The 24,530-nt window shown below is 71.6% G+C and carries 24 protein-coding genes; 10 read left to right on the top strand and 14 right to left on the bottom strand.

Annotated elements, in window-relative coordinates:
* The first annotated feature begins 161 nt into the window (after positions 1–161).
* Complete coding sequence (locus AMK10_RS13380) at positions 162–857, top strand: hypothetical protein (RefSeq protein WP_073747899.1); 696 nt, start codon at positions 162–164, stop codon at positions 855–857.
* Between the two features lie 60 nt (positions 858–917).
* Here AMK10_RS13380 and AMK10_RS13375 read toward each other — a convergent pair whose 3' ends face one another.
* The gene (locus AMK10_RS13375; protein ID WP_073747898.1) at positions 918–1,967 is read right to left on the bottom strand and encodes a zinc-binding dehydrogenase; all 1,050 of its coding nucleotides are present in this window, start codon (positions 1,965–1,967) and stop codon (positions 918–920) included.
* A 73-nt stretch (positions 1,968–2,040) separates the two neighbouring features.
* Here AMK10_RS13375 and AMK10_RS13370 point away from each other — a divergent pair, with 73 nt between their 5' ends.
* Positions 2,041–2,622 carry a TetR/AcrR family transcriptional regulator gene (locus tag AMK10_RS13370; RefSeq protein ID WP_073747897.1) on the top strand — a complete coding sequence of 194 codons (582 nt, stop codon included), beginning with the start codon at positions 2,041–2,043 and terminating at the stop codon, positions 2,620–2,622.
* A gap of 43 nt (positions 2,623–2,665) precedes the next feature.
* Positions 2,666–3,673 (top strand): VOC family protein, encoded by a 1,008-nt coding sequence (locus AMK10_RS13365; protein WP_073747896.1) that lies wholly within the window; start codon positions 2,666–2,668, stop codon positions 3,671–3,673.
* 3 nt (positions 3,674–3,676) lie between these two features.
* Here the strand turns inward: AMK10_RS13365 and AMK10_RS13360 are convergent, their stop codons facing one another.
* Both AMK10_RS13360 and AMK10_RS13355 read right to left on the bottom strand, forming a co-directional pair.
* The gene (locus AMK10_RS13360) at positions 3,677–5,236 is read right to left on the bottom strand and encodes a glycoside hydrolase family 53 protein (RefSeq protein ID WP_073747895.1); all 1,560 of its coding nucleotides are present in this window, start codon (positions 5,234–5,236) and stop codon (positions 3,677–3,679) included.
* Positions 5,237–5,281: 45 nt separating this feature from the next.
* Positions 5,282–7,327, bottom strand: a complete 2,046-nt coding sequence (locus tag AMK10_RS13355) for a beta-galactosidase (RefSeq protein ID WP_073747894.1) — start codon at positions 7,325–7,327, stop codon at positions 5,282–5,284.
* 188 nt (positions 7,328–7,515) lie between these two features.
* Here AMK10_RS13355 and AMK10_RS13350 point away from each other — a divergent pair, with 188 nt between their 5' ends.
* Genes AMK10_RS13350 through AMK10_RS13335 form a run of 4 tightly spaced genes read left to right on the top strand, consistent with a single transcriptional unit; the run spans position 7,516 to position 11,686 of the window.
* On the top strand, positions 7,516–8,829 hold the full coding sequence (locus AMK10_RS13350) for an extracellular solute-binding protein (protein WP_073747893.1): 1,314 nt from the start codon (positions 7,516–7,518) through the stop codon (positions 8,827–8,829).
* On the top strand, positions 8,826–9,752 hold the full coding sequence (locus tag AMK10_RS13345) for a carbohydrate ABC transporter permease (protein ID WP_073747892.1): 927 nt from the start codon (positions 8,826–8,828) through the stop codon (positions 9,750–9,752). Before AMK10_RS13350 ends, AMK10_RS13345 begins: the two co-directional genes overlap by 4 nt.
* Positions 9,749–10,609, top strand: coding sequence for a carbohydrate ABC transporter permease (locus AMK10_RS13340; RefSeq protein WP_073747891.1), 861 nt, complete (start codon positions 9,749–9,751; stop codon positions 10,607–10,609). The genes AMK10_RS13345 and AMK10_RS13340 overlap by 4 nt, the downstream gene beginning before the upstream one ends.
* Before the next feature lie 42 nt (positions 10,610–10,651).
* Positions 10,652–11,686, top strand: a complete 1,035-nt coding sequence (locus AMK10_RS13335) for a LacI family DNA-binding transcriptional regulator (RefSeq protein ID WP_073747890.1) — start codon at positions 10,652–10,654, stop codon at positions 11,684–11,686.
* A 113-nt stretch (positions 11,687–11,799) separates the two neighbouring features.
* Here the strand turns inward: AMK10_RS13335 and AMK10_RS13330 are convergent, their stop codons facing one another.
* From AMK10_RS13330 to AMK10_RS13315, 4 genes are all read right to left on the bottom strand, one after another.
* Entirely contained in the window at positions 11,800–12,261 is a 462-nt protein-coding gene (locus AMK10_RS13330) for a GNAT family N-acetyltransferase (RefSeq protein ID WP_382565777.1), read from the bottom strand.
* A gap of 211 nt (positions 12,262–12,472) precedes the next feature.
* Positions 12,473–12,928 carry a MarR family transcriptional regulator gene (locus AMK10_RS13325; RefSeq protein WP_073747888.1) on the bottom strand — a complete coding sequence of 152 codons (456 nt, stop codon included), beginning with the start codon at positions 12,926–12,928 and terminating at the stop codon, positions 12,473–12,475.
* Positions 12,925–13,419 carry a MarR family winged helix-turn-helix transcriptional regulator gene (locus AMK10_RS13320; RefSeq protein WP_073747887.1) on the bottom strand — a complete coding sequence of 165 codons (495 nt, stop codon included), beginning with the start codon at positions 13,417–13,419 and terminating at the stop codon, positions 12,925–12,927. Before AMK10_RS13320 ends, AMK10_RS13325 begins: the two co-directional genes overlap by 4 nt.
* A gap of 89 nt (positions 13,420–13,508) precedes the next feature.
* On the bottom strand, positions 13,509–14,576 hold the full coding sequence (locus AMK10_RS13315; RefSeq protein WP_073747886.1) for an alkene reductase: 1,068 nt from the start codon (positions 14,574–14,576) through the stop codon (positions 13,509–13,511).
* Between the two features lie 144 nt (positions 14,577–14,720).
* Here AMK10_RS13315 and AMK10_RS13310 point away from each other — a divergent pair, with 144 nt between their 5' ends.
* Positions 14,721–15,257 carry a MarR family winged helix-turn-helix transcriptional regulator gene (locus AMK10_RS13310; protein ID WP_073747885.1) on the top strand — a complete coding sequence of 179 codons (537 nt, stop codon included), beginning with the start codon at positions 14,721–14,723 and terminating at the stop codon, positions 15,255–15,257.
* 14 nt (positions 15,258–15,271) lie between these two features.
* Here the strand turns inward: AMK10_RS13310 and AMK10_RS13305 are convergent, their stop codons facing one another.
* Complete coding sequence (locus tag AMK10_RS13305; RefSeq protein WP_073747884.1) at positions 15,272–16,333, bottom strand: aminotransferase class V-fold PLP-dependent enzyme; 1,062 nt, start codon at positions 16,331–16,333, stop codon at positions 15,272–15,274.
* A 70-nt stretch (positions 16,334–16,403) separates the two neighbouring features.
* Positions 16,404–17,141: a DsbA family oxidoreductase gene (locus AMK10_RS13300; protein ID WP_073747883.1), complete on the bottom strand. Its 738-nt coding sequence runs from the start codon at positions 17,139–17,141 to the stop codon at positions 16,404–16,406.
* A gap of 147 nt (positions 17,142–17,288) precedes the next feature.
* Between AMK10_RS13300 and AMK10_RS13295 the strand changes: the two genes are divergently transcribed.
* On the top strand, positions 17,289–17,783 hold the full coding sequence (locus AMK10_RS13295) for a DinB family protein (RefSeq protein WP_073747882.1): 495 nt from the start codon (positions 17,289–17,291) through the stop codon (positions 17,781–17,783).
* Positions 17,784–17,921: 138 nt separating this feature from the next.
* Entirely contained in the window at positions 17,922–18,494 is a 573-nt protein-coding gene (locus tag AMK10_RS13290) for a dihydrofolate reductase family protein (protein WP_073747881.1), read from the top strand.
* An 83-nt stretch (positions 18,495–18,577) separates the two neighbouring features.
* On the opposite strand, the gene AMK10_RS13285 is transcribed toward AMK10_RS13290, so the two are convergent.
* The 5 genes from AMK10_RS13285 to AMK10_RS13265 all read right to left on the bottom strand — a co-directional run bounded on the left by AMK10_RS13285 (position 18,578) and on the right by AMK10_RS13265 (position 24,413).
* On the bottom strand, positions 18,578–20,104 hold the full coding sequence (locus tag AMK10_RS13285) for a sensor histidine kinase (protein ID WP_073747880.1): 1,527 nt from the start codon (positions 20,102–20,104) through the stop codon (positions 18,578–18,580).
* Complete coding sequence (locus tag AMK10_RS13280) at positions 20,101–20,823, bottom strand: response regulator transcription factor (RefSeq protein WP_073747879.1); 723 nt, start codon at positions 20,821–20,823, stop codon at positions 20,101–20,103. The genes AMK10_RS13285 and AMK10_RS13280 overlap by 4 nt, the downstream gene beginning before the upstream one ends.
* A gap of 160 nt (positions 20,824–20,983) precedes the next feature.
* Positions 20,984–22,819, bottom strand: a complete 1,836-nt coding sequence (locus tag AMK10_RS13275; protein ID WP_073747878.1) for a CotH kinase family protein — start codon at positions 22,817–22,819, stop codon at positions 20,984–20,986.
* On the bottom strand, positions 22,819–23,496 hold the full coding sequence (locus tag AMK10_RS13270) for a DUF4956 domain-containing protein (protein WP_073747877.1): 678 nt from the start codon (positions 23,494–23,496) through the stop codon (positions 22,819–22,821). The genes AMK10_RS13275 and AMK10_RS13270 overlap by 1 nt, the downstream gene beginning before the upstream one ends.
* Positions 23,493–24,413: a polyphosphate polymerase domain-containing protein gene (locus AMK10_RS13265; protein WP_382565729.1), complete on the bottom strand. Its 921-nt coding sequence runs from the start codon at positions 24,411–24,413 to the stop codon at positions 23,493–23,495. The genes AMK10_RS13270 and AMK10_RS13265 overlap by 4 nt, the downstream gene beginning before the upstream one ends.
* Positions 24,414–24,530 lie beyond the last annotated feature (117 nt).

Genomic DNA, 24,530 nt, shown 5'->3' with positions numbered 1-24,530 from the left:
AGGCGTCCCGCCCCTTCCGCGTCCCCGCCCGGACCGGTGCGCCCGGTCCGGGCGCACGGCATCGCGCCCAGCGGGCTCCGCGTGGAGGGGCTCCGCGCCGTTGTTAGGCTCCCCCTGCCGGTCAGGCCGTGATCGCGCCTGCGGCGGAGAGGTGGGGACCGATGCGGACAACACACAGGACCACGGCGGTGACACTGATGTGTCTGCTGGCCGGGGCCGCGCTCGTCGGGTGCGCCGGTGAGGACGGCACCGTGACGAAGTCGGCGTCGGATCTGCTCGACGAGGCCAACGCCAGGATGGGCGAACTCAGTTCCGTGACCATCGGGATCACCAACAAGGTCGGTGACGACACGGTGACATGGCGGATGACGACCGATCTGAAGAGCACGTGCCGGGTGAGCAACACCTTCTCCCGGAGCGGCACCCTGGAACAGATACGGATCGGCGGGACGGACTATGTCCGCCCGGACAAGAAGTACCTCGAGACCTGGAGCGGCAAGGATCTCGGCGCCGAGCCGGGCGTCTGGGCCAAGGTGCCCGTCTCCAGGTCGGAGCCGGGCGACGGGCTGTCCCAGTGCACCCGGCCGTTCGAGTCCTTCGGTACGGCGACGAAGGGCGGGACCACGCGCGTCGGAGGGCGGGAGGCGCTCGGGCTGAAGGTGACGGACCCGGCGGACAAGGGCGGGGCGTACACGTTCTACGTGGCCACCGAGGGCGAGCCGTATCTGCTGAAGGCCGTGTACAGGAGCGGGAAGCAGGTCACCACCACGTCGTTCAGCGATTTCGACGAGCCGCTGGACATCCGGCCGCCCGCGTCGGCCGAGGTGCTGGACACGGCCGGCGTCACGGGCCGCTGACCACACCGCCACCCCGCCCCGCGACCCCGGCGCCGCGGGGCGGTCCGGCCTGATCCGGCCCTAGGGGTGCAGGACGATCTTTCCCACATGCGCCCTGCGGGCCAGCTCCTCCTGCGCCTCGGCGGCCCGGTCCAGCGGGAACGCCGCCGCGACGACGGGCTGGATCTCCCCTCGGCGTGCCAGGTCCATGAGCTGGGCGAAGTGCGTCGGCGTGTGCATCGCCGAGCCGATCACCTGGGCGTTGTGCAGGTAGAGACGGCGCACGTCGAACGCCACGTCGTATCCGCCGAGCGCGCCGGCGACGACCCACCGGCCGCCTTCGCGCAGCAGGGGCAGCCCGTCGCCCACCAACTCCCCGGCGACGACGTCGAGAGCGACGTCGATGCCGTCCGGGGCGGCGGCGCGGAGCTGCCCGGCGAGGTCCCGCGCACGGTCGAGGACCTCGTGCGCGCCCGCCTCGCGCACCGCGTCGGTCTTGGATCCGCTGCTGATGGCGAGCACGCGTGCTCCTCGCGCGCGGGCGATCTGGATCAGCGCGATGCCGACGCCGCCGGACGCCCCGGAGACCAGGGCGGTCTCCCCCTCCCGCAGCCGGCCCCGCTCGATCATGCCCAGCGCCGTGCCGTAGGCGGTCGGCAGTGTCGCCAGCTGGTCGTCCGTGAGCGGGGAGTCCGTCACGTCGTGCACCCGCGCCGCAGGCGCGGTCACGTACTCGGCGTAGCCGCCGTCGCGTTCGCTCCCCATCAGGCCCACCGGGTTCGCGTCCGGGCCCTCGGTGTCGTAGATCGCCGGGTCGACGACCACCCGGCGGCCGGCGAGGCCCCCGTCCACGTCGGCGCCGACGGCCACGACGCGGCCCGCGACGTCCGCGCCCTGGATGCGCGGGAAGGCGATCGGGCCTCGCCAGCCCGAGAGCGCCTCGGGGTCACCGGGGCGGCCGTAGGCGCCCTCCCGGGTCCACAGGTCGGTGTTGTTCAGCGCCACCGCGGCGACCCTGACCAGCACCTCTCCCGCCTGCGGGACGGGCACCGCCACGTGTGCCGGCTCCAGGACCTCCGGCCCTCCGTGCCCTGCGATCCGCACGGCGCGCATGGTCTCGGGGGTATCCATCACTCGGCCTCCTCACAGGTATACTGATCTGTAAACATGTCCCACGGTACACCGATCGGTGAAGAGGCGCGCCATGCAGCGGACACCGCCCATGACTCCGGCCGCCCGGCGCATCGTCGCGGCTGCCGAAGAGCTGTTCTACAGCCGTGGGATCACGGCGGTCGGGGTGGATCTGATCGCCGAGCACTCGGGGGTGACGAAGCGGACCCTCTACAACCGGTTCGGCTCCAAGGACCACCTCGTGGCGGCCTACCTCGAGGAGCGCGACCGGCGCTGGCGGTCGCTGGTCCGCGCCGCCGTCGACGCCTGCGACAGCCCGGTCGACGCGGTCACCGCGCCCTTCGACGCGCTGCGGACCTGGAGCGTCACCAACACCCGCGGATGCGCGTTCATCAACGCCCTGGCCGAGCTCCCGGACCCCGCGCATCCCGCGCACGTGATCGCCGCGGCCCAGAAGCTGTGGCTGCTGGGCCTGTTCGGGGAACGCGCCGCCGCGGCGGGCTGTGCGCACCCCGCCGCCCTCGCCGCACAGCTCCTCGTGCTGCACGAGGGCGCCCTCGCCACGCAGCCGCTCCCGGTGGACACCCTCCCGGAGAGCACCGCTCTGGCACGCGCCCTGGTCCGGGCCGCCGTCCCGGCCCGGCACGGGACCTGAAACCGCTGGACCTGAAACCCGGTCAGCGGCGACAGTGACGCCCATGACTTCGTTCGTACAGCACATCACCGTCGACTGCGCCGACGCCTACGGACTGGCCCTCTTCTGGGCCGAGGTGCTCGGCTCGCCCGTCTCGGACGACGACGCGCCCGGCGACCCCGAGGCCCTCGTCGAGTCGCCCCGGGGCACGCTGCTCTTCGTCACGGTGCCCGAATCCAAGAGCGTCAAGAACCGGATACACCTCGACCTGCGCCCCGAGGAACGCACCCGCGACGAGGAGGTCGAGCGGCTGCTCGCGCTGGGGGCCACGCCGGTGGCGGACCACCGCAGGCCGAACGGCAGGGGCTGGATGACGCTGGCCGACCCCGAGGGCAACGAGTTCTGCGTGGAGTGCGGTGCGCGCGAACGCGCCGCGCTGACCGGTTCCCGGCTGCCCGTCACCGCCGACGACGTCACGCTGGCGGTCCGGCTCGCGGTCGACACCCTCGCGACGTCCCCGGCGGACGACTGGCACATCCCGGCGGGCTCCCTGGAGTGGGACTGCTGGGAGACGGTGGAGCACCTGAGCGACGACCTCTTCGCGTACGCCGTCCAGCTCGGCCCGCGCAGGCCGCCGCAGGACGGCGTGGTGCCGTTCCGGTACGCGCCCGACCGTGAGGGCGGCCCCGGGAACTCGGTCTTCGCGGACCCGGAGGCGGGCGTCCCCGGGCTGCTCCAGACCCTGGAGGCGAGCGGGGCCCTCCTGACGGCGATGGTGCGTACGACCCCGTCGGACGTCCGCTCCCACCATGTGTTCGGGCTCTCCGACCCGGAGGGCTTCGCCGCGATGGGCGTCGTGGAGACCCTGGTGCACACCCACGACGTGGCCTCGGGGCTGTCGCTCTCCTGGACCCCGCCCCGGGACCTCTGCGAGCGGGTGCTGGCGCGGCTCTTCCCCGGCGCCCCGGACGACGAGGACCGGTGGACCGTGCTGCTCTGGTCCACCGGCCGGGCCGATCTGCCGGGGCGCGACCGTGTCACCTCGTGGAGGTGGCACGGCGCGCCCCTGTAGCGGTCACCTGTGCGAGAACCAGGTGGCCGCGGGGAGCAGCTTGCCGTTGTAGTCGAACACCGCCTGGTTCTCCCAGGCGTTGCCCGACGACGGGTCGGCGGGGTCCCAGCCGCTGCCGGTCACCGCCGTCCAGGAGGGCTCCCAGTAGACGGCGCCGAGGCCCCGGCCGCCCGGGACGGCCTCGACGACGTTCATGACGTCGCGGAGGTTCGCCGCCTGGCCGGCCGGGGTGGCCGGGTAACCGGCGACCAGCTGGCTCGTGGTGGCGACGTTGTTCTCCAGTCCGTCGTCGTTCGCGAGCGTGTGGGCGTAGGCGGTCTCGGCGACCATCACCGGCTTGCCGTAGCGGGAGGCGGCGTCGTCGAGGTTGGTCTGGAGCTCGGACAGCGAGCCGTGCCAGTAGCCGTAGTAGGAGAGGGCGATGACGTCGAAGGAGATGCCCTGGGCCACGGCGTTGTCGAACCACCAGCGGGTGCCCGCGTTGTCGCCGCCCTCGGCGAGGTGCAGCGCCACCTTCGTGCTGGAGGAGACGGCCTTCGCGGCGTTCGCTCCGGAGGTGATCAGGCCCGCCAGCTGGGACCAGTTGCTGGTCGAGCCCTCCGGCCAGAGCATCCCGCCGTTGATCTCGTTGCCGATCTGCACCATGTCGGCCGTGGTGCCCTGGGCCTTGAGCGCGTTCAGCACGTCGTAGGTGTGGTTGTAGACGTCGGTGCGCAGCTGGCTGTAGCCGTGTCCGGCCCAGGCGGCGGGCTTGTTCTGCTTGCCCGGGTCGGCCCAGGCGTCGGAGTAGTGGAAGTCGATGAGGATCTTCATCCCCAGCGCCTTGGCGCGCTTGGCCATGGCGAGGACGCGGGCCTTGTTGTTGTAGCCGTCGGCCGGGTTCACCCACACCTTGAGGCGTACGTAGTTCATCCCGGAGCTCTTGAGGATGCTCATCGCGTCCCCGGCGGTGCCGCTCGCGTTGCTGTACGTCGCGCCGTACGCCTCGTTCTTCGGGAGGGTGGAGAGGTCACCGCCCTTGACGGTCAGGCCGGTGCTCCCCGCGGTGAAGGTAATGTCGTCGAAGTTGGCCCACTCCCCCGCGTGCGCGTCGGAGTTGAGGCTGATGGTGCAGGCCCCGCCGGTCACCTTGACGGAGGTGACGAGCCGGATCCAGGCGCCGTTCGCGGTCGGCGGCAGATCGGTGCGCTGCTCGGCGCTGCCGCAGTTGCGCAGGGCTATGTAGGCGGAGTTCTGGCCGCCGCCCGAGCGCACCCAGGCGCTGAGGGTGTACGTGCCGTCGGTGAGGCCGCTCAGGTACTGGTAGGTCTCGACCTTGTACGCCGAGGCCGACCAGTGGCTGAGCCGGGTGCTGCCCCCGTGGCCCCCCGCCTCGGTGAAGGAGGCGGCGTTCTGCCCCCCGGCCGAGTACGTCGACCAGCCGGTCGCGCCGGACTCGAAGCCGGTGTTGACGGGGGCGGTGGCCGCGTGTGCGGCCTGGGCGGGGAGCGCGGCGAACACGAGGCCGGCGAGCGCGGCCACCGCCCCGGCCGCCTTCGCGCGGGTGTGCGTCGTTCCGTACATCGTCGATGTCCCTTCGACAGTTGTGCGGGTGAACGTGCGGGCGCCTCAGCCGTCGAGCCGTACGACGCGGACCGCCCCCGCCGGAACGGCGAGCTTGTCCACGGCGGGCTCGCCGGTGAGGAGTTCGGTGCCGGGGGCGTCCAGGGCCACCCCTGCGTCGGCGTCGGTGTGGTTGATCACGAACAGGTAGCTGCCGGTCTCCCCGGTGCGGCGCACGACCTCGACGTCGTACGGGAGGTCGGTGCGGGGCGTGATGCCCGCGTCCGCGGCGGCACGGTCCAGGACGGCGTCCAGGGCGGAGCCGGAGAGCCGGGTGGAGACGTACCAGGCGGTGCCGTCGCCGAGCCGGTTGCGGGTGACGGCGGGGCGGCCCGCCGGGATGCCGTCGGCGTACGACCAGACGGTCTCCGCACCGCGGGGGATCACCGCCTCCGACCAGAGATCGCCGGTCAGGTCCGGGCCTTCGGGTGCGCCCTCGGGGGTGATCAGGCGGACGGTGCCGCCCTCGCCGAGGGGGGAGAACTCCTCGACCGTCACCCCGAGCGCGTCCCGGAGCGCGCCGGGGTAGGCCCCGGGGTGCACGGCGTCGTCGGTGTCGACGATGCCCGAGAAGTACGAGACGACGAGGGTGCCGCCGTTCTCGACATAGCGGCGCAGGTTGCGGCCGCTCGCCTCGGTGGCGAGATAGAGCGCGGGGACGACGACCAGCGGATAGCCGGAGAGGTCGGCGTCCGGGTGGGCGAAGTCGACGGTGAGGTGGCGGTCGTAGAGCGAGGCGTAGAACGTGTCGGCGCGCTCGCGGGCGTCGTGCTCCTCGCTCGGGCGCCACTCCAGGCGCTGCGCCCACCAGGACTCCCAGTCCCAGAGCATCGCCACGTCGGCGACGGTCCTGGTGCCCCGGATGCCTTCGAGGAGGCCGAGACCGGCGCCGAGCGCGCTCACCTCGCGCCAGATCCGGGAGTCGGTGCCGGCGTGCGGGACCATCGCGGAGTGGAACTTCTCGGCACCGCGACGCGACTGCCGCCACTGGAAGAACATCGCTCCCTCGGAACCCCTGGCCACATGGGCCAGGCTGTTGCGGGCCATCTCGCCCGGGCGCTTGGCGGGGTTGCGCGGCTGCCAGTTGACGCCGCTGGTGGAGTGTTCGAGCAGCAGCCAGGGCGCCCCGCCCGCGACCGAGCGGGTGAGGTCGGCGGCCATCGCGAGGTTGACGTGGGTGCGGCGGCCGTCGGTGATCAGGTAGTGGTCGTTGGTGACGAGGTCGACCTCGCGGCCCCAGGCCCAGTAGTCGACGGACTCGCACTGGCTGAGCGCGGTCATGAAGTTGGTGGTGACGGGGATGCCGGGGGCGAGGCGGTGCAGGATGTCCCGCTCGGCGGTGAAGTTCTCCCGCATGGTGGCGTCGGCGAAGCGGGCGTAGTCCAGCTGCTGCGCGGGGTTGCCGACGGTCGGGGTGGTGCGGGGCGGGTCGATGTCGTCCAGGCTCCGGTAGCGCTGGCCCCAGAAGGCGGTGCCCCAGGCCTCGTTGACCGCTTCGGCGGAGCCGTGCCGGGCCGCGAGCCAGCGGCGGAAGTGGGCGGCGCAGCCGTCGCAGTAGCAGGCGCTGACGGGGACGCCGTACTCGTTGTGGACGTGCCACAGCGCGAGGGCGGGGTGCTTCGCGTACCGGCGGGCGAGCTGTTCGGTGATGTTCGCCGCCGCCGCGCGGTAGGGGGCCGAGCTGTGGCAGATCGCGCCGCGTGATCCGAAGGCGTAGCGGACGCCCTCGCGGCTGACCGGCAGGGCTTCGGGGTGGGCGCGGTAGAACCAGGCGGGCGGGGCGACGGTGGGGGTCCCGAGGTCGGCGCGGATGCCGTTGACGTGCAGCAGGTCCAGGATGCGGTCGAGCCAGCCGAAGTCGTAGGTGCCCGGCTCGGGCTCCAGGAGCGCCCAGGAGAAGATCCCGACACTGACCATGGTCACGCCGGCCTCCCGCATCAGCCGGACGTCCTCGTGCCAGACCTCCTCGGGCCACTGCTCAGGGTTGTAGTCGCCACCGAAGGCCAGCTTCCGCAGGCCGACCGGGTAGGGAGCGGATTCTGAGTGCGGCATGGACAGCTCCTGGCTCTTTGGGACAACTTCTGGGAACGTGCACACACACTCTCGGCGGCGCAGGGCCAACATAACCGCACAGCAACAACCATTGACAAGTGTCGGTTTGGTTTCTCTACTGTGAACGCTCACAGCGCTTCTCGGCCAAGCCCGCCGATGCGCTCGCCGGTCTCGTCAGGGGAGAAACCATGAAATACCGCACCGTCGCGGTGACCACCGCCGCCGCTCTCGCCGCCACCGCCCTGCTCTCGGGCTGCGGCTCGGAGGAAGGCGGCGACGAGCCGGCCGCGTCCGGGCCCGCCTCGCTCACGTACTGGGCGTGGGCGCCCGGCCTGGACAAGGTCGCGGACATCTGGAACAAGGGTCCGGGCAAGGAGCAGGGCATCACCGTCACGGTGAAGAAGCAGGCGTCGGGCGACGACCTGGTCACCAAGATCATCACGGCGGCGAAGGCCCACAAGGCCCCGGACCTGGTCCAGGCCGAGTACCAGGCGCTCCCCACGCTGGTCTCCAACGACGTCCTGGCCGACATATCGAAGGAGGCGGGCGACGCCGAGGGCGAGTTCGCCGACGGGATCTGGCAGCAGGCCACGCTCGGCTCGGACGCCCTGTACGCCCTTCCGCAGGACTCCGGCCCGCTGATGTTCTACTACCGCCAGGACCTCTTCGAGCAGTACGGCCTGAAGGTGCCCACCACCTGGGACGAGTTCGCCGAGACGGCACGCGCGCTGAAGAAGAAGGCGCCGGACAAGGACCTCACCACCTTCTCCTCCAACGACTCGGGTCTCTTCGCGGGCCTCGCCCAGCAGGCGGGCGCGCAGTGGTGGACGACCGGCGGCGACAAGTGGAAGGTCGCGATCGACGACCCGGCGACGCAGAAGGTCGCGGACTTCTGGGGCGGCCTGGTGAAGGAGGGCGCCATCGACAACCAGCCGATGTACACCCCGGCCTGGAACAAGGCGCTCAACACCGGCAAGCAGGTCGCCTGGGTCAGCGCGGTCTGGGCCCCTGGCACGCTGACCACCGCGGCGCCCGACACCAAGGGCAAGTGGGCGATGGCCCCGCTCCCCCAGTGGACCGCGGGTGAGAACGTCACCGGCAGCTGGGGCGGCTCCTCCACCGCCGTCACCAACGACTCCAAGCACAAGGGTGCCGCCGCCACCTTCGCGAAGTGGCTGAACACGGACCCGACCGCCCTCGCCGCGCTGGTGAAGGAGAGCGGCGTCTACCCCGCCGCGACCTCCGCCCAGACCGGTGGCGCGCTCGCGAAGGCCCCGGACTACTTCTCCAACCAGCCCGCCTTCTACACCGAGGCAGCCAAGATCGCCCAGGGCACCGCGCCCGCCGCCTGGGGCCCCAACGTCAACGTCGCGTACAGCGCCTTCAAGGACAACTTCGCCACGGCCGCCAAGAACAAGTCCGACTTCGGCGCCGCGCTGACCGCGATGCAGGACGCCACCGTCGCGGACCTGGAGAAGCAGGGCTTCGGAGTCTCCGAGTGACACGCGCACCCCGCGGGAAGGCGTACGGGGTCAGGAGCGCCCCGTACGTCTTCCTGGTCCCCGCCACCCTCCTGTTCCTGCTCTTCTTCGCCCTGCCCATCGGCTACGCCGTGTACCTCAGCTTCCGCAGGACCGAGGTCAAGGGCCTCGGACTCGGCAAGGGTGCCCGGGAAGAGATCTGGGCCGGCCTGGCCAACTACACCGACGCGCTCACCGACACGGAACTGCTCGGCGGAGCGCTGCGCATCCTCGGCTACGGCGCGATCGTCGTCCCGACCATGCTCGGCCTCGCCCTGCTCTTCGCGCTGCTGCTGGACAACGAGCGGCTGCGGCTGCGCGGCTTCAGCCGGCTGGCGATCTTCCTGCCGTACGCGATCCCGGGCGTCATCGCCGCGCTGATGTGGGGCTTCCTGTATCTGCCGGACGTCAGCCCCTTCCTGTACGTGCTCGACGCGGTGGGGCTCCCGCAGCCCGATCTGCTGGACGGCGGGCCGCTGTACCTCTCGCTGGCCAACATCGCGGTGTGGGGCGGCACCGGCTTCAACATGATCGTGATCTACACCTCGCTGCGGGCCATCCCCGCCGAGATCTTCGAGGCCGCGCGGATCGACGGCTGCTCGCAGCTCCAGATCGCGCTGCGCATCAAGATCCCGATGGTGGCGCCGTCGCTGATCCTGACCTTCTTCTTCTCGATCATCGCGACGCTCCAGGTCTTCAGCGAGCCGACCACGCTCAAGCCGCTCACCAACTCCCTCTCCACCACCTGGAGTCCGCTGATGAAGGTCTACCAGGACGCCTTCGTCAACAACGACATCCACGCGGCGGCGGCCCAGGCGGTCATCATCGCCCTGGCCACCCTCGCCCTGTCCTTCGGCTTCCTCAGGGCGGCCAACTCCCGTACGAAGCAGGGAGTCTCCCGATGAGCACCCAGCCCCTCGCCGCCACCGGCCGCCGGCGCTTCCCGCTCGTTCCGACCGCCGCGCTGCTCCTCGGCGCCGTGTACTGCCTGCTGCCCGTCGCCTGGGTCCTGGTCGCCTCGACCAAGTCCGGCAGCGAGCTGTTCTCCACCTTCACCTTCCTGCCGGGCTCCGGCTTCACCGACAACGTCGCCGACCTCACGGAGTACCGCGACGGGGTGTACTGGAAGTGGATGGCCAACTCGGCCTTCTACGCCGGGGCGGGCGCGCTGCTCTCCACCGCGGTGTCGGCGGTCTCGGGGTACGCCCTGGCCGTGTACCGCTTCCGGGGCAAGGAGACGGTCTTCAACATCCTGCTCGCCGGGGTGCTGATGCCCCCGGTGATCCTCGCCGTGCCGCAGTACCTGCTGCTCGCCGAGGCGGACATGACCGACTCCTACCTCTCGGTGCTGCTGCCGCTGATCCTCTCCCCGTACGGCGTCTACCTCGCCCGGATCTACGCGGCTGCGGCCGTGCCGGTCGATGTCATCGAGGCCGGGCGGATGGACGGCGGCGGTGAGTGGCGGATCTTCCGGACGATCGCGCTGCCGATGATGCTGCCGGGGCTGGTGACGGTGTTCCTGTTCCAGTTCGTGGCGGTCTGGAACAACTTCCTGCTGCCCTACATCATGCTCGGCGACGACGAGAAGTTCCCGGTCACCCTGGGGCTCTACACGCTCCTCCAGCAGGGCTCGAACACCCCGGCGCTCTACACGCTGGTCATCACCGGAGCGCTGCTGGCGATCATCCCGCTGATCGCCCTGTTCCTCGTGATCCAGCGGTTCTGGAGCCTCGACCTGCTGTCCGGCGCCGTAAAGTCCTGACTGCTCCTCAACAGGGCACCCCTTCATGAAAGATCGAGCACCATGAGCCGCACAGAACAGAACGGCGCGGGACGCCGCAGGCCGCCGACGATCCACGACGTCGCACGGGAGGCGGGTGTCTCCCGGGGCACGGTCTCGCGGGTGCTGAACGGCGGCCACAACGTCAGCCCGGCCTCGCTCGACGCGGTTCAGTCCGCCATCCGCAGGACCGGTTACACCGTGAACCGGCACGCCCGGTCCCTGATCACCGGGCGCTCCGACTCGGTGGCGTTCCTGCTGACCGAGCCCCAGGAGCGCTTCTTCGAGGACCCGAACTTCAATGTGCTGCTGCGCGGCTGCACCACCGCGCTCGCCGCGCACGACATCCCGCTGCTGCTGATGATCGCGGGCACGGAGGCGGAGCGCCGCCGCAACATGCGGTACATCGCCGGGCACGTGGACGGGGTGCTGCTGGTCTCCAGCCACTCCGGGGACCCGGTCGCGGCCCAGCTGCACGAGGCCGGCGTACCGCTGGTGGCCTGCGGCAAGCCGCTCGGGCAGGGGTCGCGGGTCAGCTATGTGGCGGCGGACGACCGCAACGGCGCGCGGGACATGGTGCGTTTCCTGTACGAGTCGGGGCGGCGCAGGATCGCCACGGTCACCGGTCCGCTGGACACCCCCGGCGGTGTGGACCGGCTGGCGGGCTATCGCGAGACGCTCACCGAGTGCGGCCTGCCCGTCGACGAGTCGCTGATCGTGCCGGGCGACTACAGCCGGGCGGGCGGCGAGGCCGCAGCCTCGCTCCTGCTGGAGCGGGCACCGGACGTGGACGCGGTGTTCGTGGCGTCCGACCTGATGGCGCAGGGCGTGCTGAGCACGCTGGAGCGGGCGGGACGCCGGGTGCCGCACGACATCGCGGTCGGCGGCTTCGACGACTCCCCCGCCGCGCTCGCCGCGCGCCCCGAGCTGACGACGGTCCGTCAGCCGTGGGACCGGATCAGCGCGGAGATGGTACGGGTGCTGCTGGCCCAGATCGGCGGGGAGGACCCGGCCGCGGTGATACTCCCCACGGAGCTGGTGCGCCGCGAGTCGGCGTAGCCGCCGAGCCCGGCGGGGGCTCGGCACAGGCGGCACACTCCGGCGGGGGCTCGGCGGGGGCTCGGCACAGGCGGCACACCCCGCTCAGCCCCGGCCCGTCCGGCGGTCGGGGCTCAGCCGACCCTCCGGGCCAGCACCTGCCCCGGCCAGGTCCCGGACAGGAAGCTGTCCGTGGGCGTGAAGCCGTTGCGCTCGTAGTACGCGACCAGCTCACCCCCGCCGCCCGCCCAGCAGTCGACCCGCAGCAGGCCGACGCCCGCCCGCCGGGTCTCCTCCACCGCGTGGGCCAGCAGGGCCGCACCGATGCCGAGACCCGCGTGCCTGCGGTCGGAGATCAGCAGCCGCACATAGCGCTCCGGTTCCCCGGCCGTCGCGATCGGCATCTGCGGGCTGGGGCCGGTGTCGAGCACCACCGCCCCGGCGGGCACCCCGTCCAGCTCCGCGACGTAGGGCGAGTTCACGGTGGTGTACCGCTCGACACGTTCGGCGCCGCCGGACGTCTTCGAGTACGGCACGGTGCCCCACTGCTGCGTGTTGCCGCGGGCGTTCATCCAGGCCACCGCCGCGTCGAGCATGTCCAGGATGGCCGGTGCGTCGGACGGACGGCCCGGCCGGATGCGTATGTTCCCGTTCGTCTCGTCGTTGCTCACGGCGGCAGTCTGCCACGGGGGACCGTCCGGACGCCGTACGCCCGTACGCCGCCGGCACCGCCCCAGGCCGGGCGGAGGCGGACGCGGATCGCGCCGGACGATCCGGACGGCGGCGTACGGGAAGGTGGTGCGGCGGTCAGTCGGCCAGCGCCGCGAGCTCCGCGTCCGCGCGCTGCCTGACCAGGGCGAGCACCCGCCCGGCGGCGGCGAGGTCCTCGGCCGGTATCCCGGACCAGATGCGGGCGGACAGGGGCGCGGTCTCCGCGCCGACGACGGCGATCAGCTCGCGTCCCGCGTCCGTGGGGCGCAGGTGCGCGCCGTCCTCGACGAGCAGTCCGCCGTCCAGCAGTTCACCAATGGTGGCGTGCACGGCGGCCGGGCCGGTCTTCAGGGAGGCCCGGACCTCGGCGACGAGTTCGTCCGGGGTGAGCGGGGCGTCGGCGGTCACCGCGGCGCGCAGGGCGATCTGCTGCTGGAAGGTGGCGCCGTGCCGCGCCAGGACGTGTTCCTGGACGCCGCGGGCGGCGTAGTGGGCCAGCCCCAGGCTACGGGCGTCGGCGGCGGGTGCGGTGGTGGGTGCGGTGCTCGTCATGGAGTCATCCCCTGAGTGCTCTCGTCGTTCGGTACGGATGGAGCGAGAGGTACGTCGAGCAGGGCCGTCAGCTCGTCGGTGAACGCCCGCGTCCGTGGGCCGTCGAGACCGCCGAGCGGCTCCAGCAGCTGCTGGAGCAGTTCCTGGACCGCCTCGACGGCCTGCCGCGCGACTGCCCGGCCCTGCTCGGTGAGGGCGAGCTGCACGGCGCGCGGGTCACGGGGATCGCGGGTGCGTTCGATCAGACCGGCCGACTCCAGGGCACGCGCCAGCTTCGAGATGTACAGCGCCTCCATGCCGGTGTGGTCGGCGAGGCGGCGCTGGCTGGGCCGCTCCCCCGTGCGCACCATGCCGTACAGCGACGCGACCACCGCGTACTGCGCGTGGGTGAGGCCCAGCGGGGCCAGCGCGCGGTCGACCGCGACGCGCCACTTGTTGGCGAGCCGCCATACGAGGAAGCCGGGTGTGGGCCCGGGTGAACCCTTGCTCATGACACATAGAGTACATGGCGACTATGTACATGGCTACTAAATTCATCGCACCCCGGACCCACACACCCGGCACCCCGCCGGGTGCCGCCTCAGGCCGTCAGGGCCGGATAGTCGGTGTAGCCCTTCGCGTCGCCGCCGAAGAAGGTCGACGGGTCCGGGGTGTTGAAGGGCCCGCCCGCCTTCAGCCGGGCCGGCAGGTCCGGGTTGGCGAGGAACAGGGCGCCGTAGGAGATGATGTCGGCCGTCCCGTCGTCGATCACCGTGTGGTGCTCGGGTCCTGTCGGCCCGTCGGAGAAGACGTTGATGACGAGGGTCCCGGTGAACTTCTTGCGCAGCGCGAGCGTCAGTTCACGGCCGTCGGCCTGCTCCAGCACGTGCAGATAAGCCAGCCCGAGCGGCTCCAGCTCGGCGGCGAGTGCGAGGTAGGCGGCGTCCGGCTCGGGCTCCTCGATGCCGTTGTACGGGTTTCCGGGCGAGATGCGCAGCCCGGTCCGCTCGGCGCCGATCTCGGCGACGACCGCCTTGACCACCTCGACGGCGAAGCGGATGCGGGCGGTGTCGGAGCCGCCCCAGCCGTCGGTGCGCAGGTTGGTGTTGGGGGCCAGGAACTGCTGGATCAGATAGCCGTTGGCGCCGTGCAGCTCGACGCCGTCGAAGCCCGCGTCCACCGCGTTGCGGGAGGCCGTGGCGAAGTCCTGGACGGTCGCGCGGATCTCGGCGTCGGTCAGCTCGCGCGGCTCCACGAAGTCCTTCGGGCCCACATGGGTGTAGACCTGGCCGGGCGCCGTGACCGGGGAGGGGCCCACGGGGGTCAGCCCGTCCGGCAGCAGTACGGGGTGGCCGATCCGGCCCGCGTGCATGATCTGGGCGAAGATGCGGCCACCGGCCGCGTGCACGGAGTCGGTCACCTTGCGCCAGGAGGCGATCTGCTCGGCGCTGTGCAGGCCGGGGGTGGAGGGATAGCCCTGGCCGACCACCGAGGGCTGGATCCCCTCGGTGATGATCAGCCCTGCCGATGCCCGCTGCGTGTAGTACTCCACGGTGAGGTCGGTCGCCGTACCTCCTTCGCCGGCCCGGCTGCGGGTCATGGGCGCGAGGGCGATGCGGTTGGAGAGCTGCGTGCCGGAGAGATCGATGGGGTCGAACACGGTGGTCAAGGGAGCCTCCAGGGCTTTACATGGTCGGCCAAGTAATCTTGCGGCTGCCACTGTAACCGATTAATTGGCCGACCAAGGTAAAGTTCATGAGGGCGTCATGAACCCGGCAACGGTCCGGCAGCGACACCGCCCCGAGGAGACCCGATGCAGGCCGACAGCACCACCCCCGCCGACGCGGCATGCCCCGACGGCGGCGCTCCCGACGGCTCCGCGTGCTCGGGCGGCCTGCCGAGCGCGGCCCTCGGCGGCCCCGTCAGCCTCGCCGTCTCCCGGCTGGCCCGGCTGCACAGGCTCGCGGCGGGCCGGCTGCTCAAGGGGCTCGGGCTCTACCCGGGCCAGGAGTTCCTGCTGATGCACCTGTGGGACACCGGGGCGGTCCGTCAGGCCGAGCTGATCAAGGCCATGGACCTGGACCCGTCAACCGTCACCAAGATGCTCCAGCGCCTCGAACAGACCGGGCATGTGCGCCGCCGCCCCGACCCGGACGACCGGCGGGCCGTGCTGGTCGAGGCGACGGAGAAGAGCTGCGCCCTGCGCACCGAGGTGCGCGACGCCTGGTCGGGCCTGGAGGAGCACACCCTCGCCGGGCTCGGGACCGCGGAGCGCGCGGAGCTGACCCGGCTGCTGGCCAAGGTGGAGGAGAACCTCTGCCGGGAGGCCGGGGACTGCCCCGAGCGGTAGTCCGGGCGTCGGGCTCAGCCGGACAGCACGTCCAGGGCGCGGTCGACGTCGGCCACGGTGTTGTACAGGTGGAAGGCGGCCCTCAGGTTTCCCGCCCGGGCGGAGACCATCACCCCGGCCTCGGCCAGGCCCGGTTCCCTGTCGCCCAGTCCGGGCACCGCGACGACCGCGGAGGCGCCGGGCACGGCCGGGTGGCCGAGCGAAGCCAGCCCCTCCCGGAAGCGGGCGGCGAGCCCGGTGGCATGGGCGTGCACGGCCTCGATCCCGACCTCCGCCAACAGTTCCAGGGACTGCTCGGCCGCGTGGTAGGAGAGGAAGGCGATGGGCTCGTCGAAGCGCCGGGCCTCGGAGGCGAGCTTCTCGACCGGACCGTACGTGCTGTTCCAGCGGTCCTCGGCCGCCACCCAGTTCGCGTGCGGCGTCGGCAGGGACGGCTGCGCCTCCTCGGTCACGGTCAGGAAGGACGAACCGCGCGGACACAGCAGGAACTTGTAACCACCGGTGACGGTGTAGTCGAACGCCCCGGCGTCCAGCGGCAGCCACCCGGCCGACTGGCTGGCGTCGAGCATCGTGCGCGCCCCGTGCGCCACCGCGGCCTCGCGCACGGCGTCCAGGTCGGCGATCCGGCCGTCGGAGGACTGGACGGCCGAGAAGGCGACGAGCGCTGTCCCGGGCCGGACCGCCTGGGCCAGTCCGGTCAGCGGTACGTAGCGCATCCTCAGGTCACCGCGTACGGCGAAGGGGCTGACGACGGAGCTGAACTCCCCCTCCGGCGCGAGGACTTCGGCGCCCGGCGGGAGGGACGCCGCGACGAGGCCCACATGGGCGGCGACGGAGCCGCCGACGGCCACCCGCGCGGGAGTGACCCCGGCGAGCCGGGCGAAGCCGGCGCGAGCGGCGTCCACCGACGCGAAGCTGCCCACGCCACCCCGGACACCCAGGGTGCTCTCGTCGGCCAGCTTCCTGACGGCCTCGACCGCGCGACGGGGCAGCAGCCCGCAGGTCGAGGTGTTGAGATAGGTGGAACCGGACGCGAACTCGGTGGCCCTGGCCTGGTCGATCACGGAAGTCTCCATGCCCGACAGCCTGACGGCCGCCCAAATTCGCGTCAATCACGCGACTTTGAGCGGCGCGCCCCCGGTTCCCTCAGACGGGCCGGCCGGCGGGGTCCGCCTGGGGCACCTCGCAGGCTCCGTCCGCGTCGCAGGCCGCGGCGTCCCCGCCGACCTGGGTGAGGGTGGGTGCGGGGCGGTCCTGCCACGCCCGCTCCAGGGCCTGGGCGAAGACCTCGGCGGGCTGTCCGCCGGAGATGCCGTAGCGCCGGTCGAGCACGAAGAAGGGCACGGCGTTCGCGCCGAGCTCGGCGGCCTCGCGCTCGTCGGCCCGCACGTCGTCGGCGTAGGCCTCGGGGTCGGCCAGCACGGCGCGCACCTCGTCGGCGTCGAGTCCCGCCTCGACCCCCAGGTCGGCGAGCACCGCGTCGTCGAAGACGGAGCGCTCCTCGGCGAAGTTCGCCCGGTAGGCGAGGGTCAGCAGCTCGTCCTGGCGCCCGCGGGCCTTGGCGAGGTGCAGCAGCCGGTGGATGTCGAAGGTGTTGCCGTGGTCACGGCCCTCCGCGCGGTAGCCGAGCCCTTCGGCACGCGCGTTCGCGGCGACGTTGGCCTCCATGCCCCGCGCCTCCTCGGGGGTGCGCCCGTACTTCTGCGCGAGCATGTCGATCACCTGCTCGGTGTCGCCCTTGGCCCGGCCGGGGTCGAGCTCGAAGGAGCGGTGGACCACCTCGACCTCGTCACGGTGGGCGAACCCTGCCAGCCCCTTCTCGAAGCGGGCCTTCCCTATGTAGCACCAGGGGCAGGCGATGTCGCTCCAGATCTCGACGCGCATGACTCTTCTACTCTCCAGCTCTGCGGTAGCGGTGCGGAGGGAGCCTCCGCCGCCCGTTCAACGCGTGGCCGGGGCGGCTGATTCCCGGCGCGGGCAGGGGCGCCATCAGGACGGTTCCCGGCCTCTTGGCCTCCTAGGCTGCCCGGCATGAACCCAGAGACCGAAGGCATCCTCGAAGCTCTGCGCGAGGCGCGCCGGCTCCTCCTGATCACCGTGCGGGACATCACCGACGAGCAGCTCACCGAGCGGTCCACGGTGAGCGAGCTGACCCTCGGCGGCATCCTGAACCACCTCACCCGGGCCGAGCGGGTCTGGACGCACGTCCTCACCGACGGCACCGGCCGGACCCCCGACGGCATGTGGGACATGGACCAGTACAAGGCACCGGACGGTGCCGCGGTCGCGACCTCGGTCACCGCGTACGAGGAGGCGGCCCGCGCGACCGACGAGGCCGCCGCGAAGGCCCTCCCCGACGCGGAGGTCCCCCTCCCCCCGGCTCCCTGGGAGCCGGGCGTCGTCCGCCACTGGCAGACACGCAAGATCCTGCTGCACCTCCTCCAGGAGACCGCCCAGCACGCCGGGCACGCGGACATCGTGCGGGAGTCGGTCGACGGGGCGAACAGCACGGCGCGGCGCGGCTGACCGGGGCCGCCGGTACCGATGAGTTTCCGTGTGGCCGGCGGTCGAAGAACATGGACGTGCGCGACGGCCACGACGCGGTCGCCGCGCGCCCAGGACGGATCCGCCGGAGTACCGGACACGAGATACCGAGGAACTCAGATGCGTACGCTGATCAGCACCGCCTTCGTCTCGCTCGACGGCGTCATGGAAGCACCGGGGGGCGAGCCCGGTTACCGGAACTCCGGATGGACCTTCAAGGACGTGGAGTTCCTTCCCGAGGCCTTCGAGATCAAGGGCCGGGAGCAGAAGGAGGCCGCGGCGATGCTGCTGGGCCGGGTCAGTTACGAGGCGTTCAGCGCGGTGTGGCCCGACATGGAGGACTTCGCCGACTACAGGGCGATGCCGAAGTACGTCGTCTCCACCGGCCTCACCGAGGACGGGCTCGTGTCGAACTGGGGCGACACGACGATCCTGCGCTCGCTCGACGACGTCGCCGCGCTGAAGGAGACCGAGGGCGGACCGCTCATCGTCCACGGCAGCGCCACCCTGAACCACGGCCTCTCGGACGCCGGTCTGATCGACCGCTACCACCTGCTCGTCTTCCCGCTCCTGCTGGGCGCGGGCAAGCGGCTGTTCAGCGCCACGGACAAGGACACCCAGAAGCTGAAGCTCGTCGAGCACGAGGCCTACGCCGACGGGCTGCAGAAGAACGTCTTCGACGTCGTCCGCTGAAGTCGGCGGCGGGGAACGCGTCCGGGGCGCAGGGCGGGCCGGCTCGGGACGGCCCGCCCTGTCCCGAGCCGGGCCGGCCGGCCTCAGGCCGGGCCGGCCGGGAGGAGCAGCCGGAAGACGCAGCCCTCGCCGGGGCCGGTGTCGAGTTCCAGCCGGCCGCCGTGGGCCTCGGCGATCGTCGAGGCGATGGCCAGACCGAGGCCCGAGCCGCTGTCACGCGGTGCGCCCGAGGCCGGTGCCGCCCGGTAGAAGCGGTCGAAGACCTGCCGCGCGTCCTCGGGCATCAGACCGGGACCGTCGTCGACGACCTCGATGACGTGCGCGCGGGCGCCGTCGGGCAGCGGCGGACCGGAGCTGGTGCGGCCCCGGCGGTCGGCGCCCCCGGTGCGGGGGCCCACGCTCAGGCTCCCGACGTGCACCTGGACACGGGTGGCGGGCGGGGTGTGGGTGCAGGCGTTGTCCAGGAGGTTGGCCAGCACCTGGGCCAGCTGGTCCGGATCTCCCGAGCCCTCCACGACGTCGAGCTCCCCCGAACCGTCGCCCCCGCCCCGATCCAGCGGGGCGAGGGTGATGCGCCGCCCCGGGTGGCGTACGGCCGAGGCCGCGATGCCGTCGGCCGCCAGGGAGAGCAGGTCGACGGGGCCGTGCTCGGTGCCGGGGGCCTCGCCGAGCTTGGCCAGCAGGAAGAGGCTGTCGACCAGGCGGCTCATCCGGTCGGCGTTCTGCGCGATGAGCTCGTGGGCCTCGCGCCGGCGGTCCGGGGACATGTGCGGGTCGTGCAGGAGGAGTTCGGCGAAGCCCTGGAGGGACGTCAGCGGCGTGCGCAGCTCATGGCCCGCGTCCGCCATGAAGCGGCGCAGCCTCCGCTCGGTCCTGTCCTTGCGGTGCAGGGCCGCGCGCAGCTGGTCCAGCATGGTGTTGAAGGCGATGCCGAGGCGGCCGACCTCGGTGTCCGGGCTGGTGTCGGCGACCTTCTGTTCCAGCCGGCCGCCGGCGATGCTCCGCGCCGTGTGTTCGACACGGGTCAGCGGCCGGAGGCCGAGCCGCACGGCGACTCCGCCGAGCAGCATCACCCCGGCCGCCGTGACCGCGCCGATGGCGAGGCTGAACCAGAGCAGCCGGGACGTCGCGTCCCGCACCGTGTCGAGGGGCAGCGCCACGACGGCCCGCATGCCGTCGGGTCCGGGGTCGGCGACCACGCGCCAGCTGCCGTCGCCGCCCTCGGCGGGCACCGTGGCGGGGCGTCCGTCCGCGAGGCCGGCCTCGGTGACGGTGCGCGCGAGACGCGGTTCGCCGTGGCCGCTGCCGAGGGAGTCGGGCAGGAGCCTGCCCTCGGCGTCGTAGAAGTAGACGCGGAAGTCCGAGGGCAGGGCCTCGTGGTCGGGCGGCCGGTGGGCGGGCGCCCGGCCACTGGCGATGTCCCGGTAGACGGGTGAGGGCGGGCGGAAGTCGGTGAGGCGGTCGTCGACCTGCCCGATGAGCCAGGAGCGCATGAGGGTCAGTCCGGTGGCCTGGCACACCAGCACGGCGGCGGTGGCGAGGACCGTGGCGATCAGCACCAGCCGGGTGCGCAGGGAGCGGGGGCGCAGCCGCGCCGGAGGCCGTCTCATGCGGCGTCGTCCCTCGGCAGGCGCAGGCAGTAGCCGACGCCCCGGACGGTGTGGATGAGCGGCGGTTCCGTACGGTCGATCTTGCGGCGCAGGTTCTTGATGTAGGTGTCGACGATGCGGGTGTCACCGGCGAAGTCGTAGTGCCAGACCCGTTGCAGGATCTGCTGCTTCTCCAGGACCTTCTCGGGCTGCGCGATGAGGCAGGCCAGCAGCCTGAACTCCGTCGGCGACAGCGGCACCCGCTGCCCGGCGCGGCACACCTCGTGGGCCTCCTCGTCGAGGATGAGGTCGGCGTAGCGCAGGGGCGGGCGCGCGGCGGGCGGCTCGGTGCGCGGTCCGGCGCTGCGGCGGAGGATGGCCCGCACCCGGAGCAGGATCTCCTGGACGTGGAAGGGCTTGGTGACGTAGTCGTCGCCGCCCGAGCTGAGGCCGATGATGCGGTCCTCGACCTCGGTGCGGGCGGTGAGGAAGAGCACCGGGGTGTAGATGCCCCGGGCGCGCAGTTCACGGGTCACCCGGAAGCCGTCGGTGTCGGGGAGCATCACGTCCAGCACGATCAGGTCCGGGCTGCTGCGGTCCGTCTCCGCGAAGGCCTCCTGCCCGGTGCCCGCCGAGGCGACGGCGTAGCCGGCCGCGTGCAGGGCCGAGGTGAGCAGCGTGCGGATGCTCGGGTCGTCCTCGACGACCAGAACGGTGTGCCGGGCTGGGGAGGCCGTCACGTGGGGTTCACCTCGGATGTACGGGGGCACGTCGTGCCCGGGCCGGAAACCGGCGGGGTGGCACGGGGGGCGGTCTCCACCGTACGGAACGCGCCTGTGAGAGGCGGGTGCGCCGGCGCCCCGGAACGGATGGGGGGATCCGTGTCCGGGGCGCCGGTGGTCATCCGGTCACTTGCTCGTCCTTCGCCAGCGCCTCGGTGCGCGTGGTGACGGTGGTGCGCAGCGTGGCGACGGCCTTCTTCAGATCGGCCGCGTCGACACCGGCCTTCGCGGCCTGTCCGGAGACGTCGTCCAGCGCCTTCAGCGCCGTACCCGAGCCGAACCACTTCTCGTACAGCTCGCCGTACGCCTTCTTGTAGACGCTGTCGAAGGCGTCCAGCTCCAGGAAGCGCTCCTTGAGGGCGTGGCCCCCCATGGAACCGCCCGGGCCGCCCTGGCCTCCCTGGCCGCCGTCCTCGCCGCCGGGCATCTCCATGCCCTCCGGCATCTCCATGCCTTCCGGCGGTTGCATGCCCTCGGGCGGTTCCATGCCCTCCGGCAGTTCCGGCATGCCCTGCGGCTGCCCGCCCTCCTGGCCGCCGTTCTCCTGGCCACCGGCCGCCTGGCCCGTCCCGCCGGCACCGGCACCGCCGCGGAAGCCGCCGCCCATGCTCATGTCGTCGTCCGGCCCGGCCTCGGCGTCGCCGCTGAAGGTGAGGTTGTAGTCCCACCCGAGCACGGAGAACTTCTTGGTGTCCAGGTCGTACCAGAGCAGGTAGTTCTTTCCGGGGCCCGCCATGTCGTCGAAGTTCAGCAGCAGGTTCTGCGCGGCGACGTACGTGGCGAAGGACTCGACGTCGACATGCTTGCCGAGGTCTTCGGCGAACTCCTCGTCCGATGCCTCGTCCGCCCACTTGATGAGCTTCATGACGGGTTCGAGGTCCTGGCTCCCGACCATGTTGAGCTGCCGGAAGGAGCTCTCGTAGTCGGAGGGGTCGTCACCCTGGTAGTCGAAGCTTCCGCCCGCCCTCGCCTTGTACAGCACTCCGTTGCCTTCGACTGCCTCGGCGTACTCGGTGTCGGGGTTCTCGACCATCAGCCGGGTGACGGCCGGCCGGTTGTTGACGGCCACGGTGGTGAAGCCGTAGCGCTCGGCGGGCTCCCCGCTGCTGTCCATCAGGGACAGCGACAGGGCCTCGTTCAGCGGCACCTGCTCGTCGCTGCCGGGGCGCAGGGAGATCTCGCGCTCGCCCTGGTAGGCGCGGCCCTCGACGTACTCGTCGATCTTGATGAGCCAGGGAAGCTCCTCGGGCCTGTCGGCGGAGAGGTCGTACTGGGTCATTCCGCCCCCCATACCGCCTCTGCCTGCCGCGGCTCCGGCGGTGTCCCCACCGCCGGAGGCGCCCGTGGTCCCCTCGCCCGCGGCACCGGTGGCGCCCGCGGTGCCGGTGCCGCCCTCGGCGCCCGCGCCCTCCGTTCCCGTACCGCCCGTGGTGCCAGGACCGCCGCCGTTGGCCGTCCGGCGGTCCTGGCCCCCGCCGCCCTGTTGCTGCTGCGGGGCGCCCTGTCCGGCTCCAGCGGGCATCCGGCCGCCACCGGCCCCGCCCTGGTTGCCGCGCAGGGACATCAGGGTGGAGTTCCCCTTGAGGCGGATTCCGACGTCCTCCAGATAGACCCCGTCGATGGTGAGGTCCGCCTCGATGGAGTCCTTGGTCCCCTCGTCCTGGAACTCCTTCATCATCTTGTCGAAGTCGGTCTGGTCGAACGACAGCTGGATCGAGTGCTCGACCGTGGTGTCGTACAGACCGACGGTGCCCTGGACGTCGTCGGTGATCGTGTCGGCCTCCACCTGCGAGGCCGAGGTGACGTACGGCGAGATACGGGCGTCACCGAAGCCGTACACCATGACGGCCAGGCCCAGGCAGAGCCCGGCGGCCGGCTTCCAGTGGTGCCGCAGCCGCACCGGCAGGCGGTCCTTGAGCCGCTTCCGGCGGACCGGCGTCGTACCGCCGCTCATCACAGGTCGGTCGTGTCGTAACCGGTCAGCACCGTCACCCGCTGCCCGGAGGTGCGCTCCTGGAGGGCGGTGACGAGGTCCCCGGGTTCGGTGCCCTTCTTCATCCGTACGGTGTAGAACACCTCGTTGAGGGCTCCGCCGCGGATCGTCTCCGTGCTGACCAGCTCGAACTCGCTGGTGTACTTGATGAGCACGTCACGGATGGCGGGCGTGTAGTCCTCGCCCGCGGGGACCTGGACCTTGACGACCTGGCGCTGGACGTTCAGGGCGAACCAGTTGAACTTGAACATGATGAGGATCACGACGCAGATGACCACGGCGCCGACGGCCGCGAGCGTGTAGAAGCGCGCACCGCAGGCCATGCCGATGGCCATCGCCAGGAAGATGAAGCCGACGTCCCTCGTCTCCTTGACCGCGTTCCTGAAGCGGACGACGGACAACGCGCCGACCAGGGAGAACGCCCGCGCCAGGTTCGAGCCGACCACCAGCATGATCAGAGCGACGATCATGCCGACGATGACCAGTGTCTGGACGTAGGACTGGCTGTAGGAGACGTTCCGGTGCGTGTACCGGTAGGTGTAGCCGATCACCGTGCTCAGGACGAACGACAGTGCCATGGCCGCGACCACGTCCGCGACGCTGAACGTCCCGCTGAGTTCCTGCAGATCGAAGTTCACTGTGCTCCTGCTTTCAACGGCGCGTACCGCGCCGCCGGCTGCCCCAGCGGCAGTCGGTTGTGGGGGGTGGGCGGCGGGTAGTCCGCCTCGTCGACGTGGAAGACGGACCTGGGGGCCAGGCCGAACGCCTCGATGGACTGCACGTACTTGCTGATCCGCACCAGGTTCAGATTCCGGCGCGCGGCCAGATCGGTGATCCAGTGCGGGGTGCGCTCGTTGACCTTGATCTCCATCACCGTCATGTGCGGCGGGATGGTGAACCGGTTCTCCGGCGTGGCGATCCCGAAGTGGAAGTCGCGGTCCCGGCCTCTGACGCGCCGGTCGAAGGTGACCCGCAGCCCGGTGTCGGAGCCCCGGCCGACCAGCGCCTCGCGCTGGTATCCGGTGATCGCGGTCGGGCGGAGGTTCAGCCGGATGACGAGATCCAGCACCTCCTGGACGAAGGCGCTCTCCCGGGATGAGTGCTCCACCATCTCCCGGGCGTCGCACAGCTTCCTGGCCGTGCCGTACGGCAGGGTGATGCGCCGCTTCTGCGTCACACGGTTCACCCGCTGCTTGATCTCCACGCACACCGGCGACTCGTCGGTGACGCCGTCGAGATCGCCGTAGTGCCGGATGCGCAGCTTGCGCCGGAACTTCAGGCCCTCGATCTTCTCCCAGTAGAACCGCAGCTCGGGGCTGTCGTAGTACAGACTCCAGACCCCGTAACCGCCCACCGGGCTGTTCAGGTCACGGTCCATCCGCTCGCCGAGCTCCTCCCGGATCTCGGCGGCCTGTTCGACGGGCACGAGGTACTTCAGCTCGAACCGGTTGAACGCGTGCAGCCTGCTCGCCACGTGCAGCGGCTCGTCATCCTCCCGGGCCGGGGCGTCGCCGTCCCGGAGCCCGTGGGGTGCGGCCGTGTCGGGTCGCGACACCGTGCGCCTCCTTACGTCTACGTGCCGGACCGGCCGGCACGTGACACGGAATCAACGGCGCATGAGGAAGCCGTGAGAAACACGGGTTGATTGCAGGAGGATTCCAGGTGTCTCCCG

It is taken from the genome of Streptomyces sp. CB02058, assembly GCF_001905505.1.
Taxonomy (GTDB): Bacteria; Actinomycetota; Actinomycetes; order Streptomycetales; family Streptomycetaceae; genus Streptomyces.
Note: the sequence above shows the minus strand (reverse complement) of the source record. Positions and strands in the feature narration are given on the sequence as shown.

Coding starts and splice junctions, on each gene's coding strand:
- AMK10_RS13310 (WP_073747885.1), top strand. CDS start 14,721: ATGCAGGCCGACAGCACCACCCCCGCCGACGCGGCATGCCCCGACGGC.
- AMK10_RS13370 (WP_073747897.1), top strand. CDS start 2,041: ATGCAGCGGACACCGCCCATGACTCCGGCCGCCCGGCGCATCGTCGCG.
- AMK10_RS13300 (WP_073747883.1), bottom strand. CDS start 17,141: ATGCGCGTCGAGATCTGGAGCGACATCGCCTGCCCCTGGTGCTACATA.
- AMK10_RS13290 (WP_073747881.1), top strand. CDS start 17,922: ATGCGTACGCTGATCAGCACCGCCTTCGTCTCGCTCGACGGCGTCATG.
- AMK10_RS13320 (WP_073747887.1), bottom strand. CDS start 13,419: ATGAGCAAGGGTTCACCCGGGCCCACACCCGGCTTCCTCGTATGGCGG.
- AMK10_RS13350 (WP_073747893.1), top strand. CDS start 7,516: ATGAAATACCGCACCGTCGCGGTGACCACCGCCGCCGCTCTCGCCGCC.
- AMK10_RS13340 (WP_073747891.1), top strand. CDS start 9,749: ATGAGCACCCAGCCCCTCGCCGCCACCGGCCGCCGGCGCTTCCCGCTC.
- AMK10_RS13360 (WP_073747895.1), bottom strand. CDS start 5,236: ATGTACGGAACGACGCACACCCGCGCGAAGGCGGCCGGGGCGGTGGCC.
- AMK10_RS13365 (WP_073747896.1), top strand. CDS start 2,666: ATGACTTCGTTCGTACAGCACATCACCGTCGACTGCGCCGACGCCTAC.
- AMK10_RS13285 (WP_073747880.1), bottom strand. CDS start 20,104: ATGAGACGGCCTCCGGCGCGGCTGCGCCCCCGCTCCCTGCGCACCCGG.
- AMK10_RS13380 (WP_073747899.1), top strand. CDS start 162: ATGCGGACAACACACAGGACCACGGCGGTGACACTGATGTGTCTGCTG.
- AMK10_RS13330 (WP_382565777.1), bottom strand. CDS start 12,261: ATGCTCGACGCGGCGGTGGCCTGGATGAACGCCCGCGGCAACACGCAG.
- AMK10_RS13375 (WP_073747898.1), bottom strand. CDS start 1,967: ATGGATACCCCCGAGACCATGCGCGCCGTGCGGATCGCAGGGCACGGA.
- AMK10_RS13275 (WP_073747878.1), bottom strand. CDS start 22,819: ATGAGCGGCGGTACGACGCCGGTCCGCCGGAAGCGGCTCAAGGACCGC.
- AMK10_RS13325 (WP_073747888.1), bottom strand. CDS start 12,928: ATGACGAGCACCGCACCCACCACCGCACCCGCCGCCGACGCCCGTAGC.
- AMK10_RS13355 (WP_073747894.1), bottom strand. CDS start 7,327: ATGCCGCACTCAGAATCCGCTCCCTACCCGGTCGGCCTGCGGAAGCTG.
- AMK10_RS13295 (WP_073747882.1), top strand. CDS start 17,289: ATGAACCCAGAGACCGAAGGCATCCTCGAAGCTCTGCGCGAGGCGCGC.
- AMK10_RS13305 (WP_073747884.1), bottom strand. CDS start 16,333: ATGGAGACTTCCGTGATCGACCAGGCCAGGGCCACCGAGTTCGCGTCC.
- AMK10_RS13335 (WP_073747890.1), top strand. CDS start 10,652: ATGAGCCGCACAGAACAGAACGGCGCGGGACGCCGCAGGCCGCCGACG.